Here is a 13,383-nt window from a genome sequence, read left to right as displayed (position 1 = left end):
CCTGAGCGTCGGTAGACAGCAAAAGACCAGGCCCCGGCCTGGTCTTTTTTTATGGGCGCGAATGCTTAGTTGTGGATGTATTTGGTGAACACGTCGCTGAAATCGCGCTTGGTGTGGGTGTCGAACATGGCGCTGTTCAGGGCCGCCAGCAAGTCGCCGTATTGCTTGACCAGGCCGCCTTCGCCCGGCGCGATGTTCAGCTTGTGCACGGAGGCGGTGGCCTCGAGCGCGCGCAGTGCATTGTCGCGCGACGCCGCATCGCGCTGCTGCTGCTTGCCGATCGAGATCAGGGCCTTGTAGATGTCCTTGAGCTGTTCGATATGGGTCTTCTTGACGTCGATCGAGAACACCGTGCTGTCCAGACTGAACTTGAGCTCGATGTCCATGTCGAGCGTTCCGGCGGTTTCGATGCTGACGCCGGAGATCTGGTGCGAGGCGTAGTCGTAGCGCTTGATCGCGCGCTTCGAGGACACGGCCGAGTCGCCGTCCACGTGGATCAGCGCGAGGTTGGTGAAGCAATACTCGTCTTTCTTGCTCTTGATGAGAAAGAAAATCTGTTCGCCGTCCTCGTTGAACAGGTAGTCGTCGGCATCGACCTTGTTGTAGTCCGCAGGCCCGACGATGACGCCGATATCGCTGATGCCCAGTGCTTCCGCTGCCAGTTTCTTGAACATGATCGCCCTCTCGTGATGAAAGCGATCACATTACCATTAATTTACCGTGAATTAACTGCGTCTAACGGCCGATGCCGATGCCGATGCCCAGGCCGGAACCGCGTCCTCCGCTGCCCCAGCCGCCGAAGATCGAGGTCGATACGCCGCCGCGTCCGCGGTCGTTCTTGGCGGCCAACTCCAGCACACAATTGCGCCAGAGGTCGGTATTGGCTGCATAGCCCAGCTGGGTGCAGGCCGGCCCGAATTCGGCCATCATGCGCTCCATCTCGGCTTGTTGCTTCATGGCTCGTTCTTGAGGGGTGGCACACCCGAGCAAGCAACATGCACTCGCTGCCGTCAGTATCAAAGCGCGCATCATTTTCTCCTTAAGCAATAGTTCGAACCGGCGCGAGGGGGGCGCTGCCCGGCAGGCTTGCCGCCAGCTGCGGCGGGGTGCAGGTGCGGATGCAGGTGCAGGGGACGAACGTGCAACATGTCGGGCCAAACGGGTTCTGACCGGACCAGCATAGCAGGCTAGCCGGGCGCGGGGCGCACCGCCGCCTGGCCCGTGGGCGCCGGCGGCGGCGCGGCATTGCGCGGTGTCGCGGTGCGCACCACGGCCCGCCCGGTTTCGATGCCCTCGTTGAACAGGTTCACGATCGGCATGCCGAGGTAGGGCATGGCCAGGCTCAGGGTCAGGAAGCCCACTCCCAGCGTCACCGGGAAGCCGATGCCGAAGATGTTCAGCTGCGGCGCGGCGCGGGTCAGGATGCCCAGCGCGACGTTGGTGACCAGCAGGGCGGCGATGATCGGCAGCGACAGCTGCAGGCCGCTGGCGAAGATGCGCCCGCCCCAGCGCGCCAGTTCCAGCGGCGCGTTGCCCGAGAACGGCGTGCTGGCGATCGGCAGCGCATGGAAGCTTTCGGCCAGTGCCGCCAGCAGCACCAGGTGGGCGTTCACCGCCAGGAAGGCCATGGTCGCCACCAGCGCCAGGAACTGGCCCACCGCCGACGAGCGGCCGTGCGAGTTCGGGTCGAAGAACATGGCGAAGCCCAGGCCCATGCTCATGCTGGCCACTTCGCCGGCGTATTCGATGGCGGCGAACACGATGCGCATGGCAAAGCCCATCGCCACGCCGATCAGGAGTTCCTTCACCAGGATCAGGATGCCGGCCCAGGAGGTCGGGTCGACGGCCGGGATATCGGGCACGGTGGGGGCGATGACCGAGGCCAGCAGCACGCCGAGCGCGACCTTGATCGACATCGGCACGCCGGCATTGCCGAACAGCGGCGCGCTGGCCACCAGGCCGAGGATGCGCGTGAGCGGCCACAGCAGCCCCGCGATCCAGGCATTCATCTCGCCTGTCGTGAGGCTCAGCATCCCATACCCACGACGCTATCCGATCATGCCGGGGATGCTGGTGAACACCTGGCGCATGTAGTCGAGCATGGTGGACAGCATCCAGGGCCCGGCCACGACCAGGGCAACGAAGATGCCGACCAGCTTGGGGATGAAGGACAGGGTCGCTTCGTTGATCTGGGTCGCGGCCTGGAAGATGCTGATGATCAGGCCGATGATCAGCGCCACCAGCAGCATCGGGGCGGCGACCATCAGCGTGACCTCCATCGCGGTGCGGCCCATGGTCATGACGGATTCGGGAGTCATGCGCGTGTCTTCTTCAGTAAAAACTCTGGGATAGCGAGCCCAGCAGCAGTTGCCAGCCGTCGACCAGCACGAACAGCATCAGCTTGAACGGCAGCGAGATCACCGCTGGGGACATCATCATCATACCCATCGCCATCAGCACCGAGGCCACCACCATGTCGATGATCAGGAAGGGGATGAAGATCGCGAAGCCGATCTGGAACGCGGTCTTGAGTTCGCTGGTCACGAAGGCCGGGATCAGCACCCGCAGCGGGATGTCTTCCGGGCCCTGCAGGGCCGGCGAGCGCGAGATCTTGACGAACAGCGCCAGGTCGGACTGGCGGGTCTGCTTGATCATGAATTCCTTGAGCGGCACCACGCCGCGATCGAGCGCCTCGCTCATCTGGACCTGGTTCTGCTGGAGCGGCAGGTAGGCCTCGGTGTAGATGCGATCGAAGGTCGGGCCCATCACGAAAAAGGTCAGGAACAGCGCCAGGCCGACCATCACCTGATTCGGCGGCGCGGTCTGGGTGCCGATCGCCTGGCGCAGCAGCGACAGCACGATGATGATGCGGGTAAACGCGGTCATCATGAGCAGCGCGGCCGGCAGGAAGGTGAGCGCGGTCAGCAGGATCAGGGTCTGGACCGGCAGCGAGAACTGGGTGCCGCCGCCCGGCGCCGGGCTGGTGGTGAAGGCCGGAATGCCGGGCTGGGCCAGCACCGCCAGCGGCAGCAGGGCCAGCCCGGCGAGGGCCGCGCCCTGCAAGAATGTTTTATTTCGCATTGCGTTTGTCGATCGTGTTCTTGAGCCAGTCGCCGAAGCTGCCGGCGGCCGGGGGACGGCCATCCGCAGCATGGGCGGCGAGCGCCGCCTGCGAACCGGTTTCTTCCTGGCGCGGCATGGTGGCCAGGGCGTTGACCCGTCCCGGCGAGGCGCCGACGACGATCCACTGGTCGCCCACCTCGACCACCATGATGCGTTCGCGGCCGCCGATGTTGAGCGCGCCGACCAGCTTCACGTTGGCGCTGGCGCCCATGGCACGCGGGCCGTAGCGCTTCACGACCCAGGCCAGGCCGAGCAGCAGGCCCAGCACCAGCACCAGGGCCAGGATGGTCTGCAGCAGGCTGCCGGTGGCCGGCGTGCGCGACGCCGGCATCACCACCTGGGGCGGGCGCTGGTCCGGGGCCGGCGTCGCGACTGCCGGGGCAGGGGCGGCCGATTGCTCGGCCGCGGGCGCAGGCGTCGTGTTCATGGGCGCCGGGCCGGGCGACTGTAGCGGCGTCGAGACCGGGCCGGACGGCGCCGGACGGGCGGGTGTGGCCGGGCGGCCGGTGGTGGTGGCGCCGCGCGGCAGGGGCTGGGTTTCCTGGGCAGCAGGAGCCGGCGTCGGGATCGGCGCAGCGACCGCCGCGTCGCTGCGGGCATCGGCCTGCCGGGCGGCGGGAGCGGCAACTTGCTGCTGGGCGGCAGGGGCCTGGCCGGCGCCGACCGGCGCCGCGCAGGCTGCCAGCGGCGCGAACAGCAGCGCCGCTGCGAGCCGCAGGACGGTCGTCCGTCCCGCAATGCGATTGCCGATGTTGCGCGATGTCATTTATTGAGTTTTCTGATCCGTTCCGACGGCGTAATGATATCAGTCAGGCGGATACCGAACTTGTCGTTCACGACCACCACCTCGCCCTGGGCGATCAGGCAGCCGTTCACCAGCACGTCCATCGGCTCGCCGGCCAGGCCGTCGAGCTCGACCACGGAACCTTGCGCCAGCTGCAGCAGGTTCTTGATCGCGATCTTGGTGCGGCCGAGCTCCACGGTCAGCTGGACCGGGATGTCGAGGATGAAGTCGATGTCGTTCGGCGTTTCGTTGCGCGTGCCCTTGTTCGAGAAATCCTGGAACACGGCGGCGGTGGCGGTGGCCTGCTGTTGTTGCTGGCGTTCCAGCGCCGCGGCTTCGGCTGCGGCCTGTTCGGCAATCGCCGCGCCCCAATCGTCGTCGAGACTGGCCTGGTCGTCCTGGGTATCAGACATGGTGCTCTCCTGTGTCGCCCGCGTCCTGCGCGGGCCGATTCATACTGTGATTCGATCGTTACTTGTTGAAGCTGTCGCTGTTGGCGAGCAGTTTCTCTACCTTCAGCGCGTACTGGCCGTTGAAGACGCCGTAGCTGCAATCCATCACCGGCACCCCGTCGACCGTGGCCTGCAGGGTTTCCGGCACCGTGATCGGGATGACGTCGCCGATCTTCATGTTGAGGATCTCGTCGAAGTTGGCGCGGCCTTCGCCCAGCACCGCCACCAGTTCGACTTCGGCGACCTGGATCTGCTGCGTCATCAGGCGCACCCAGCGCTTGTCGACTTCCAGGGCCTCGCCCTGGATGCTCGAGGTCAGCGCGTCGCGGATCGGCTCGATCATCGAGTAGGGCATGCAGAAGTGGATCTGGCCCGACACCGAACCGAGTTCGATGGTGAAGGTGCACGACACCACGACCTCGTTCGGGGTCGCGATGTTGGCGAACTGCGTGTTCATCTCGGAACGGATGTACTCGAATTCGATCGGGTACACCGGTTCCCACGACTTGGCATAGGCCTCGAACACGATGTCGAGGATACGCATGATGATGCGCTGCTCGGTCTGGGTGAAGTCGCGGCCTTCCACGCGGGTGTGGAAGCGGCCGTCGCCGCCGAACAGGTTGTCCACCAGCAGGAACACGAGGCCCGGGTCGAACACCATCAGCGCGGTGCCGCGCAGCGGCTTCATGTGGATCAGGTTGAGGTTGGTCGGGACCACCAGGTTGCGGATGAACTCGCTGTACTTCGAGACCCGCACCGAGCCGACCGAGACCTCGGCGCTGCGGCGCAGGAAGTTGAACAGGCCGACCCGCAGATACCTGGCGAAACGCTCGTTGATGATCTCGAGCGTCGGCATGCGGCCGCGCACGATCCGCTCCTGCGTCGCCAGGTTGTAGGTGCGTACCCCCGAGGTGTCTTCAGGCGCCGCAATGTCGTCCTGATCGCCGTTGACCCCCTTGAGGAGGGCATCGACTTCTTCCTGTGAGAGGAAATTATCGGCCATGGTGCTTCTGCTACTGGATGATGAACGAGGTAAACAATACGTCGGTAACGTCCTGCTCGTCGCCGTCCCGCTCGAAGGGTTCCTGGACGATCGCCTGGATCTCGGCGGCCAGCTGCTGCTTGCCTTCGACCGTGCTGATCTCCGATGCCTTCTTGCCCGACAGCAGCAGCAGCACGCGGTTGCGCACGATCGCCATGTTGTCCTTGATCAGCGTCGCCTGTTCGGTGCCGCCGACCTGCAGGGTGAACTGCACCTGCAGGTACTGTTCGCCGTTCTCGGGCTGCAGGTTGACCGTGAAGGACTCGACCGGCACGTATTCCGGCTTGACGCCGGAGTCGCGTTTTTTCTTCTTCCTGGACTCTTTCGGGCTGTCGTGCTCGGCCGCAGCCGCGTCGCCGCCCGCATGCATGAAATACCAGGCCGCGCCGCCGCCGCCGCCGAGCAGCAGCACAGCCGCTACCGCGATCACCACCAGCTTCTTCTTGGAGCCGGACGCCGCACCTGCTGCTGCCGCGTCTGCCTTCGGATCGACCTTTGTTTTTGCTTGCGCCATCGAGATGTCTCTTTACTGCCTAAAAGAATGGTTTCGTCATTATGGCATTATCGCGGCGAAGCCAAGCCCGCCAAGCCCCGAAAAGAGGGAATAACGGGGTGCAATCCCGGTGATTGTTGCGTGACCGTGTTGACGATTTACCAGCTACTCATGCAAATGTATCGACCATGCCGCTGTCGCCCAGCGCCACGCTGCGGGTAGCGGGACGTGCCGGATTCTCATCGTTCGCCGCGGCCGTGCCGCCCGCGTTGCCGAAGCCGCCGTTGCCGCTCGGGCGGCGCTCGCCATCCTGCTGCGCCTGGCGACCGTCGGGCGTGCCGGCGTCCACGGTCGCGTTACCGAGCGCGATGCCGCTCTCGCTCATCATTTCGCGCAGGCGCGGGAGGGCGTTTTCCAGGGCCTGGCGCACTTCCAGCTGGTTCGACGAGAAGGCCACGCTGGCGCCGTCGTTGTCCACGTTGAGCACCACCTGCACCGGACCGAGGTCCGGCGGGTTCAGCGTCAGGGTCGCGGCCTGCTCCTTGCCCACCATGTACACGATGCGCTGGCTGACCTGGTTGTCCCAGGCCTGGGTACCGACCCGCGCCGGAATCCGGTCGGCCGGCACGGCGGCCGGGTTGGCCGCTGCTTCCAGCCTGGTGGCCTGGGCCTGCAGCTGGGTGACGCTCGGCACTGGCGTTTCCACGGCGGCAGCCTTGGCGGCGGCGGCGTCGCGCAGCTGCGGCTGGCCTTTGGCCACGTCGGCCTGGAGGGCGGCCTGGCCGCTCTGCTGCAGGGCGCGCAGGTCGGCGCCGTCCTGCGCCGCAGGCTCGACGCCGGCCGCCAGCGAGAAGCCGCCGGCGTCGTCGTCGGTGGCGGACAGGGCCGGGTCGGTCGCCGCGCTGCCGTCGATGGCCTCGCCTTGGGTGATGGCGGACTGGAGGGCGGCCAGTTGCGGGTCGGCGCCCGCCGCCGTCGCAGCGCCTGCCGGCGCGGCGGCCGGCGCGGCCGGCGCCGGGGCCGGCTGCGCCAGGCTGGCCATGAAGGCCAGCATGTCGGTCACCGGGGTGGTTGCGGCCTCGGCGGCGGCGCTGGCCGATTCGGCCGCTGCCGCGTCCTTGGCCGGATCGGCCGCGCCGCGCTCGCCGGCTGCCTGTCGGGCCGGCGCCGGTGTATCCGGGGCCGCCTCGTTCTGTCGGGCCGGCTCGCGCGCCGCGCTCTTCGGTGCCGGCGCAGCCGGCTTGTCGGCCGGCCGGGCCGGCGCCACCGGCTTGTTCGCGGGAGCGGCTGCGGCTGCCGGGGGCGGAGCGGGCGGCGCCATGGCGCGCGACAGCGTCGCGCTGAAATTCAGGTTGTCGGGCGCCTGCACGCCGGCCGCCGCTGGTCGTTGCGACTGAGGCTGGGCCGGCACGGCGCCGCCGGAGACCTGGAACGGAAGGGTAGTCGTCTGCATCGTCATGGCGGATCAGCTTTCATTCACCGTTGTTTGTAGCGGGCGCCACGGGCCGCGTGGTCGTCCATCAGTTTCTGGTCGCGCTTGCTCTCGATCGCCAGCGCCTCGCTTGCTGCGCGTTCGTTCAGGGTCCGGTACGACAGGCGCTTGCGCTCGCTTTCCTGCCAGGCCTTCTTTTCCACGTCCGCCTTGTACTGCGCGTGCTTGATCACTTCGCGCTGGCCGATGATGGCGTTGTCCAGCTTGCCGATGAAGGCAACGAAGTTGTGGTACGCGAAAGGCGTGATGCCCGCCATCTGCGCCGCGTCGAGCTTGCGGACATATTCGTCGCGGTAGCCGTCCAGCATGACCAGTTTCTGCTCGGCCTCTTCGACCCCCTTGAGGGCCGCGCCGAGGCGCTTGGCAAACGCGTCGGAATCGCGTTGTGCCAGGTCGATCAGGGTCTCGAGGGCGGAAGGATTGGCCATAACAGGGTCACGTTAATGAGCAGAGTATAGTTCCGCCCAGCACTTTTCCATCACTGGAATAGAGAGGTCAATTGCCCCAAGCTCTCCAGCATGCCGGCGTTGTCGTGGATTTCCTGGCACAGGAAGTGCTCGATCTGCTCGTGCTTGGCGATCGCCTGGTCCAGCACCGGATCGCTGCCGGCGGCATAGGCGCCGACGCTGATCAGGTCGCGCGAGCGCTGGTAGCGCGAATACAGCTGCTTGAGCCTGCGCGCGGCCAGCTGGTGCTCGTGCGAGGTGATCGAGTGCATCGCGCGCGAGATCGACTGTTCGATGTCGATCGCCGGGTAGTGGCCGGCTTCGGCCAGGTGGCGGTTCAGGACGATGTGGCCGTCCAGGATGCCGCGCGCCGCGTCGGCGATCGGGTCTTGCTGGTCGTCGCCCTCGGACAGCACGGTGTAGAAGGCGGTGATCGAGCCGCCGCCCTCGACGCCGTTGCCGGCCCGTTCCACCAGCACCGGCAGCTTGGCGAACACCGAGGGCGGATAGCCCTTGGTGGCCGGCGGCTCGCCGATCGCCAGCGCGATCTCGCGCTGGGCCATCGCGTAGCGGGTCAGCGAGTCCATGATGAGCAGGACATTCTTGCCCTGCTCGCGGAAGTGTTCGGCGATCGCGGTGGCGTAGGCGGCGCCCTGCAGGCGCATCAGGGGAGGGGAGTCGGCCGGCGCCGCCACCACCGCCGAGCGGGCGCGGCCTTCCGGCCCCAGGATCTGCTCGATGAATTCCTTGACCTCGCGTCCCCGTTCGCCGATCAGGCCGACCACGATCACGTCGGCGGTGGTGTAGCGCGCGATCATGCCCAGCAAGACCGATTTGCCGACGCCGGTGCCGGCGAACAGGCCGAGGCGCTGGCCGCGGCCGACCGTCAGCATGGCATTGATGGCGCGCACGCCGACGTCCAGGGTTTCCGAGATCGGCGCGCGGTCGAGCGGGTTGATCGGGCGGGCATTGAGCGGCCCCATCTCGTCGGTGCCGAGCGGACCCTTGCCGTCCAGCGGGCGGCCGGCGCCATCCACCACGCGGCCCAGCAGTTGCATGCCCACCGGCAGGTGGCGCGCGCGGTCGCTCGGGCGCCGTCGCGGGTGCTGCACCGTGCCCGGCTTCGGCAGGGCCGCCTCGACCGGGAACACGCGCGAGCCCGGCACCACGCCCTCGACGTCGCTCTGCGGCATCAGGAACAGGCGCTCGCCCTCGAAGCCCACCACTTCGGCCTCGATCCGCTGGCCGTTGGCGACCGGGATGGTGCAGGCGCTGCCGACCGCGAGCTTCAGGCCGACGCATTCCATCACCAGGCCGGCCACCCGCGTGACGCGGCCCGACACCTGCATCGGCTCGGCCAGGCCCACGAGGGAATCGCAGTCCTTGATGAAGGATTTCCAGCGGGCGGTGTGGCGGTCGGTTGTATGCGTCGTCATCGGTTCGTTTTTCGTAGGGTGGGCGGCTTTGCCGCCCACGCGTTCAACAGCCGCCAGCACGGCCGCGATATATCAAGTTGAAGCTATCACCGCGTGGGCGTTTGTAATTCAGGCCACTGGCCTAAATTACCCCGCCCACCCTACGTCAACCAATCAACGTTACTTTGCAGCGCATGCGTCAGGCGCGCCCAGCGCGCCTGCGCCTGCGCATCGATCTGGTTGCTGGCCGTATCGACCTTGCAGCCGCCGCGTCCCAGCGTCGCATCGTCCACGATGCGCCAGCCGCCCTTGACCAGTTCCTGGCCCATGGCCTGGCGCACGATCTCGGCGTCTTCCGGATGCAGGGTCAAGGTGGCCGGCTGCGACAGCACCGGCAGGTAGCCGATCGCTTCCTGCACCACCGGCAGGATCAGTTCCGGGCGCACCTCGAAAGCCGTGCGCACCATGCCGCGCGCCAGGCGCAGCGCCAGTTCCAGCACGTCGTGGGCGATGGTTTCGTCGGCCTGCACCACGGCTTCGCTGAAGGTCGCGGCGATCGCGCGCAGGTGTTCCAGCTCGCCCTCGGCTTCGATCTGGCCGGTTTTGGCGCCGTCCGCGTAGCCCTCGGCATGACCGGCGGCGCGGCCTTCCGCCAGGCCTTCGGCATAGCCCTCGGCGCGGGCCTGCTCGCGCAGCGCTTCCAGTTCTTCGGCGGTCGGCAGCGCGATGTGGGGGACGATTTCGACCGGCTGCGCCACCTGTTCCGGGGCAGGTGGCGGCGCCGTCGCGGCGCGGCGCGCCTGGGTGCTCGGGCGCTCGTCGCCGAACGAGGTCATTTCCCAGCGCTGGTAAGCGCTTTGCTGTTCCTTTGGAATCATCAGACGAACGAATCCTCGCCTTTACCGCCCAGTACGATCTGGCCTTCGTCCGCCAGGCGGCGCACGATCTGCAGGATCTGCTTCTGCTGGGACTCGACTTCCGACAGGCGCACGGGACCTTTCGACTCCAGGTCTTCGCGCATCATCTCGCTGGCACGCTGCGACATGTTCTTGAAAATCTTGTCGCGCAAGTCTTGCGAGGCGCCCTTCAGGGCGATGATCAGCATCTCGGACTGGACTTCGCGCAGCAGCAGCTGGATGCCGCGGTCGTCGATGTCGATGATGTTGTCGAACACGAACATCTCGTCCATGATCTTCTGCGCCATGTCGTTGTCGTAGTTCTTGATGTTGTCCATGACCGCCGATTCCTGCTCGCCGCTCATGAAGTTCAGGATCTCGGCCGCGGTGCGCACGCCGCCCAGCGAGGATTTCTTGATGTTCTCGTTGCCCGACAACAGCTTGGTCAGCACGTCGTTCAGCTCGCGCAGGGCGGCCGGCTGGACGCCGTCCAGGGTGGCGATGCGCAGCACCACGTCGTTGCGCAGGCGCTCGGTGAAGTTGGCCAGGACTTCGCAGGCCTGGTCGCGCTCGAGGTGCACCAGGATGGTGGCGATGATCTGCGGGTGCTCGTTGCGGATCAGTTCCGCCACCGAGGGCGAGTCCATCCACTTGAGGCTCTCGATGCCCGAGGCGTCCTTGCCGCCCAGGATGCGGTTGAGCAGCACGGCGGCCTTGTCGTCGCCCAGCGCCTTGGTCAGCACCTGGCGGATGTACTCGTCCGAATCGAGGCCGACGGTCGAATGCAGGTTGGTCTCTTCGACGAAGGCTTCCAGCACCTTCACCACTTCGCCGTGCTGCACCGCCTTCATCTGCGCCATCGCGCCGCCGAGCTTGAGCACTTCGCGCGGGCCGAGGAACTTCATCACTTCGGCCGCTTCCGCTTCGCCCAGGGCCAGCATCAGGATCGCTGCCTGCTGTACGCCTTCCTTGTCCTTGTCACTCATTTGATCCCAACCATGCTTTTACGACGTTGGCAACGATGCGCGGGTCCTGGCGGGCCAGTTCCTGCGCCATTGCGAGATTGGCCCGGTAGCCCTGGTTCCGGCGCTCCACTTCCTGTTCTTCCAGCTCTTCCTCGGCGATCTCGGCCGCGACTTCTTCCGAGACCTCCTCCTCTTCCGGTTCCGGTTCCGGCGGCAGGGCGGTGACCTCGTCGAACTTCTTGATCGCCGGGCGCATCAGCGGCAGCAGGATCCGGTAGTAGAGGAAGGCCAGCACCGCGAACAGCAGCAGGTACTTGCCGATTTCCTTGGCCAGCGGCAGGTTGGCCGGGTCGCGCCACCAGTCGAGTTCGGGCGGGGTGTCGTCCGGGCGGTCGACGCCGTCGAACGGTGCGTTGGTGACGTTCAGGGTGTCGCCGCGCTGCTGCGAGTAGCCCATCGCCTGCTTCACCAGCTCGTTGAGCTGGGCGACTTCGTTCGCAGCTAGCGGCTTGACGACGATCTTGCCGGTCTTCGGGTCGACCGAGCGGCGGTAGTTCACCACCACGCCCACGGTCAGGCGCTTGATGCCGCCCATCGGGCGCTGCTCGTAGCGGATGGTCTTGTCGACTTCGTAGTTGGTGGTCGCGTCCTTGCGGGTCGGGCCGGCGGCCGGGGCCGGGCCTGCGCCGGGCGCCTGGCCGTCGATCGGCGCGGTGGCCACCCCCGGCGGCTGGTTCGACAGCGCGCCCGGGATGCCCGAGGCGCCCGCGCCCGGCTGGGTCGATTCCGAGGTCTGCTGGCTGCGGATCGCCTGCGGCTCCGGCGGCGAGTTCGGCTTGTAAATCTCGGCGGCGGTATCGACCTGGGCGAAGTCGATCTCGGCGGTCGCTTCGGCGCGCACGTTTTCCTTGCCGACCAGCGGGGCGATGATCGACTCGACCTGCTTGATGATGTTCTGCTGGACCTGCTCGACGTACTTGAGCTGGGTTGCGTCCAGGCCCTTGTTGCCGGTCTTGTTCGAGGTGTCCGACAGCAGGTTGCCGTTCTGGTCGACCACCGTCACGTTACCGATCGTCAGTTCCGGCACGCTCGAGGCGACCAGGTGGACGATGGCGCTGACCTGGCCCGGGTCGAGGGCGCGGCCCGGCTGCAGGTTCAGCAGCACCGAGGCGGTCGGCTTCTGCTGGTCGCGCACGAACACCGAGGGCTTGGGCAGGGCCAGGTGCACGCGCGCGGCGCCGACCGAACCGAGCGACTGGATCGAGCGCGCCAGTTCACCCTCCAGCGAGCGCTGGTAATTGACCTGTTCGAGGAACTGGGACACGCCCAGCTTCTGGTTTTCCATCAGCTCGAAGCCGACGTTGCCGCCCTTGGGCAGGCCCTGGGCGGCGAGCTTGAGGCGCAGGTCGTGGATCTGCTCGGCCGGCACCAGAATGGCGCTGCCGCCTTCGGAAAACTGGTACTTGACCCCCATCTGGTCGAGCGACGCGGTGATCGCGCCGCCGTCGCGGTCGCTGTAGTTCGAGAACAGCACGCGGTATTCCGGCGCCTGGCTCCACATCCAGAGCGCGGCCATGATGGCGACCACCAGCGCGATGCCGCCGCCGAGCGCGACGCGCTTGCCCATGGTGGTCTGCAAAAAGCCCTGCGGCGCCTCTGGTTCGGCGGCCGGGGTGTCGATCAGTTCATCAGCAACTGCTGCCATGGTGTGTGGATGTTTCCAGGATGGAGGGATTTTTAGAATGAGATCGCATTATGAAGCCACAGAGCAACTTTCAAACCAAGAAATAGGGGTGGAAACCCATGCTTCTTCACGCGAGGAACTTGTTCGAGCGCTGGTAATCTGACAGCCTGAACAAAGTGGACAAGCCCTCGGGCAGGAGAAAACGATGAGTATTGGCGGAATCGGCGGCATCGACAGCAGCCGCATCCAGGCGATGATGGAACAGCTGAAAGCGGCGGCGACCAAGCCGGCCGCCAGCCCCGTTGCCGCCACGGGTGCGGGCGGGCTGGCCCCCCAGGGCGGCGTTGCCAAGCTCGACTTCGCCGATGCGCTCAAGACCTCGCTGCAGCAGGTCAGCGCCACCCAGAAGAACGCGGAAGAACTCGGCAAGCGTTTTGCGATGGGGGATGATACCGTGAGCCTGTCCGACACGATGATCGCAATGCAGAAATCCAGCATCGCATTCCAGGGAACGGTGCAAGTACGCAACAAACTGGTGTCGGCTTATCACGACATCATGAACATGCAGGTGTAAGGGCTGGAAAACACGGG

The 13,383-nt window shown here is 66.3% G+C and carries 16 protein-coding genes; 1 reads left to right on the top strand and 15 read right to left on the bottom strand.

The window, feature by feature from the left end:
• Positions 1-65: 65 nt before the first annotated feature.
• The 15 genes from IM543_18845 to fliF all read right to left on the bottom strand — a co-directional run bounded on the left by IM543_18845 (position 66) and on the right by fliF (position 12,813).
• On the bottom strand, positions 66-674 hold the full coding sequence (locus IM543_18845; GenBank protein QOY93585.1) for a PH domain-containing protein: 609 nt from the start codon (positions 672-674) through the stop codon (positions 66-68).
• Positions 675-735: 61 nt separating this feature from the next.
• Entirely contained in the window at positions 736-1,029 is a 294-nt protein-coding gene (locus tag IM543_18840; protein ID QOY96758.1) for a hypothetical protein, read from the bottom strand.
• Positions 1,030-1,187: 158 nt separating this feature from the next.
• Positions 1,188-2,033 carry a flagellar biosynthetic protein FliR gene (gene fliR, locus IM543_18835; protein QOY93584.1) on the bottom strand — a complete coding sequence of 282 codons (846 nt, stop codon included), beginning with the start codon at positions 2,031-2,033 and terminating at the stop codon, positions 1,188-1,190.
• Positions 2,034-2,048: 15 nt separating this feature from the next.
• Positions 2,049-2,318 (bottom strand): flagellar biosynthesis protein FliQ, encoded by a 270-nt coding sequence (gene fliQ / locus IM543_18830; GenBank protein QOY93583.1) that lies wholly within the window; start codon positions 2,316-2,318, stop codon positions 2,049-2,051.
• A gap of 13 nt (positions 2,319-2,331) precedes the next feature.
• The gene (gene fliP, locus IM543_18825; GenBank protein ID QOY93582.1) at positions 2,332-3,081 is read right to left on the bottom strand and encodes a flagellar type III secretion system pore protein FliP; all 750 of its coding nucleotides are present in this window, start codon (positions 3,079-3,081) and stop codon (positions 2,332-2,334) included.
• On the bottom strand, positions 3,071-3,889 hold the full coding sequence (fliO, locus tag IM543_18820) for a flagellar biosynthetic protein FliO (protein QOY93581.1): 819 nt from the start codon (positions 3,887-3,889) through the stop codon (positions 3,071-3,073). The genes fliP and fliO overlap by 11 nt, the downstream gene beginning before the upstream one ends.
• Positions 3,886-4,320, bottom strand: a complete 435-nt coding sequence (gene fliN / locus IM543_18815; protein ID QOY93580.1) for a flagellar motor switch protein FliN — start codon at positions 4,318-4,320, stop codon at positions 3,886-3,888. The genes fliO and fliN overlap by 4 nt, the downstream gene beginning before the upstream one ends.
• A 58-nt stretch (positions 4,321-4,378) precedes the next feature.
• Positions 4,379-5,362, bottom strand: a complete 984-nt coding sequence (gene fliM / locus IM543_18810) for a flagellar motor switch protein FliM (protein QOY93579.1) — start codon at positions 5,360-5,362, stop codon at positions 4,379-4,381.
• 10 nt (positions 5,363-5,372) lie between these two features.
• A complete protein-coding gene (gene fliL / locus IM543_18805) occupies positions 5,373-5,915 on the bottom strand; it encodes a flagellar basal body-associated protein FliL (protein QOY93578.1) in 543 nt (180 codons plus the stop codon).
• Between the two features lie 148 nt (positions 5,916-6,063).
• Positions 6,064-7,353, bottom strand: coding sequence for a flagellar hook-length control protein FliK (locus IM543_18800; GenBank protein ID QOY93577.1), 1,290 nt, complete (start codon positions 7,351-7,353; stop codon positions 6,064-6,066).
• A 17-nt stretch (positions 7,354-7,370) separates the two neighbouring features.
• Positions 7,371-7,814, bottom strand: coding sequence for a flagellar export protein FliJ (fliJ, locus tag IM543_18795; GenBank protein QOY93576.1), 444 nt, complete (start codon positions 7,812-7,814; stop codon positions 7,371-7,373).
• A gap of 50 nt (positions 7,815-7,864) precedes the next feature.
• Positions 7,865-9,268: a flagellar protein export ATPase FliI gene (fliI, locus tag IM543_18790; protein ID QOY93575.1), complete on the bottom strand. Its 1,404-nt coding sequence runs from the start codon at positions 9,266-9,268 to the stop codon at positions 7,865-7,867.
• Positions 9,269-9,408: 140 nt separating this feature from the next.
• Entirely contained in the window at positions 9,409-10,125 is a 717-nt protein-coding gene (locus IM543_18785) for a flagellar assembly protein FliH (GenBank protein QOY93574.1), read from the bottom strand.
• The gene (gene fliG, locus IM543_18780) at positions 10,125-11,129 is read right to left on the bottom strand and encodes a flagellar motor switch protein FliG (protein ID QOY93573.1); all 1,005 of its coding nucleotides are present in this window, start codon (positions 11,127-11,129) and stop codon (positions 10,125-10,127) included. The genes IM543_18785 and fliG overlap by 1 nt, the downstream gene beginning before the upstream one ends.
• Positions 11,122-12,813: a flagellar M-ring protein FliF gene (fliF, locus tag IM543_18775; GenBank protein ID QOY93572.1), complete on the bottom strand. Its 1,692-nt coding sequence runs from the start codon at positions 12,811-12,813 to the stop codon at positions 11,122-11,124. Before fliF ends, fliG begins: the two co-directional genes overlap by 8 nt.
• Positions 12,814-12,997: 184 nt before the next feature.
• On the opposite strand from fliF, the gene fliE reads away from it, so the two are divergent.
• A complete protein-coding gene (gene fliE / locus IM543_18770) occupies positions 12,998-13,366 on the top strand; it encodes a flagellar hook-basal body complex protein FliE (GenBank protein ID QOY93571.1) in 369 nt (122 codons plus the stop codon).
• Positions 13,367-13,383 lie beyond the last annotated feature (17 nt).

Origin of the sequence: Massilia sp. UMI-21, assembly GCA_015277795.1 — a bacterium.
Lineage (GTDB): Bacteria > Pseudomonadota > Gammaproteobacteria > Burkholderiales > Burkholderiaceae_D > Telluria.
This window is presented reverse-complemented; position numbering and strand designations above follow the sequence as displayed.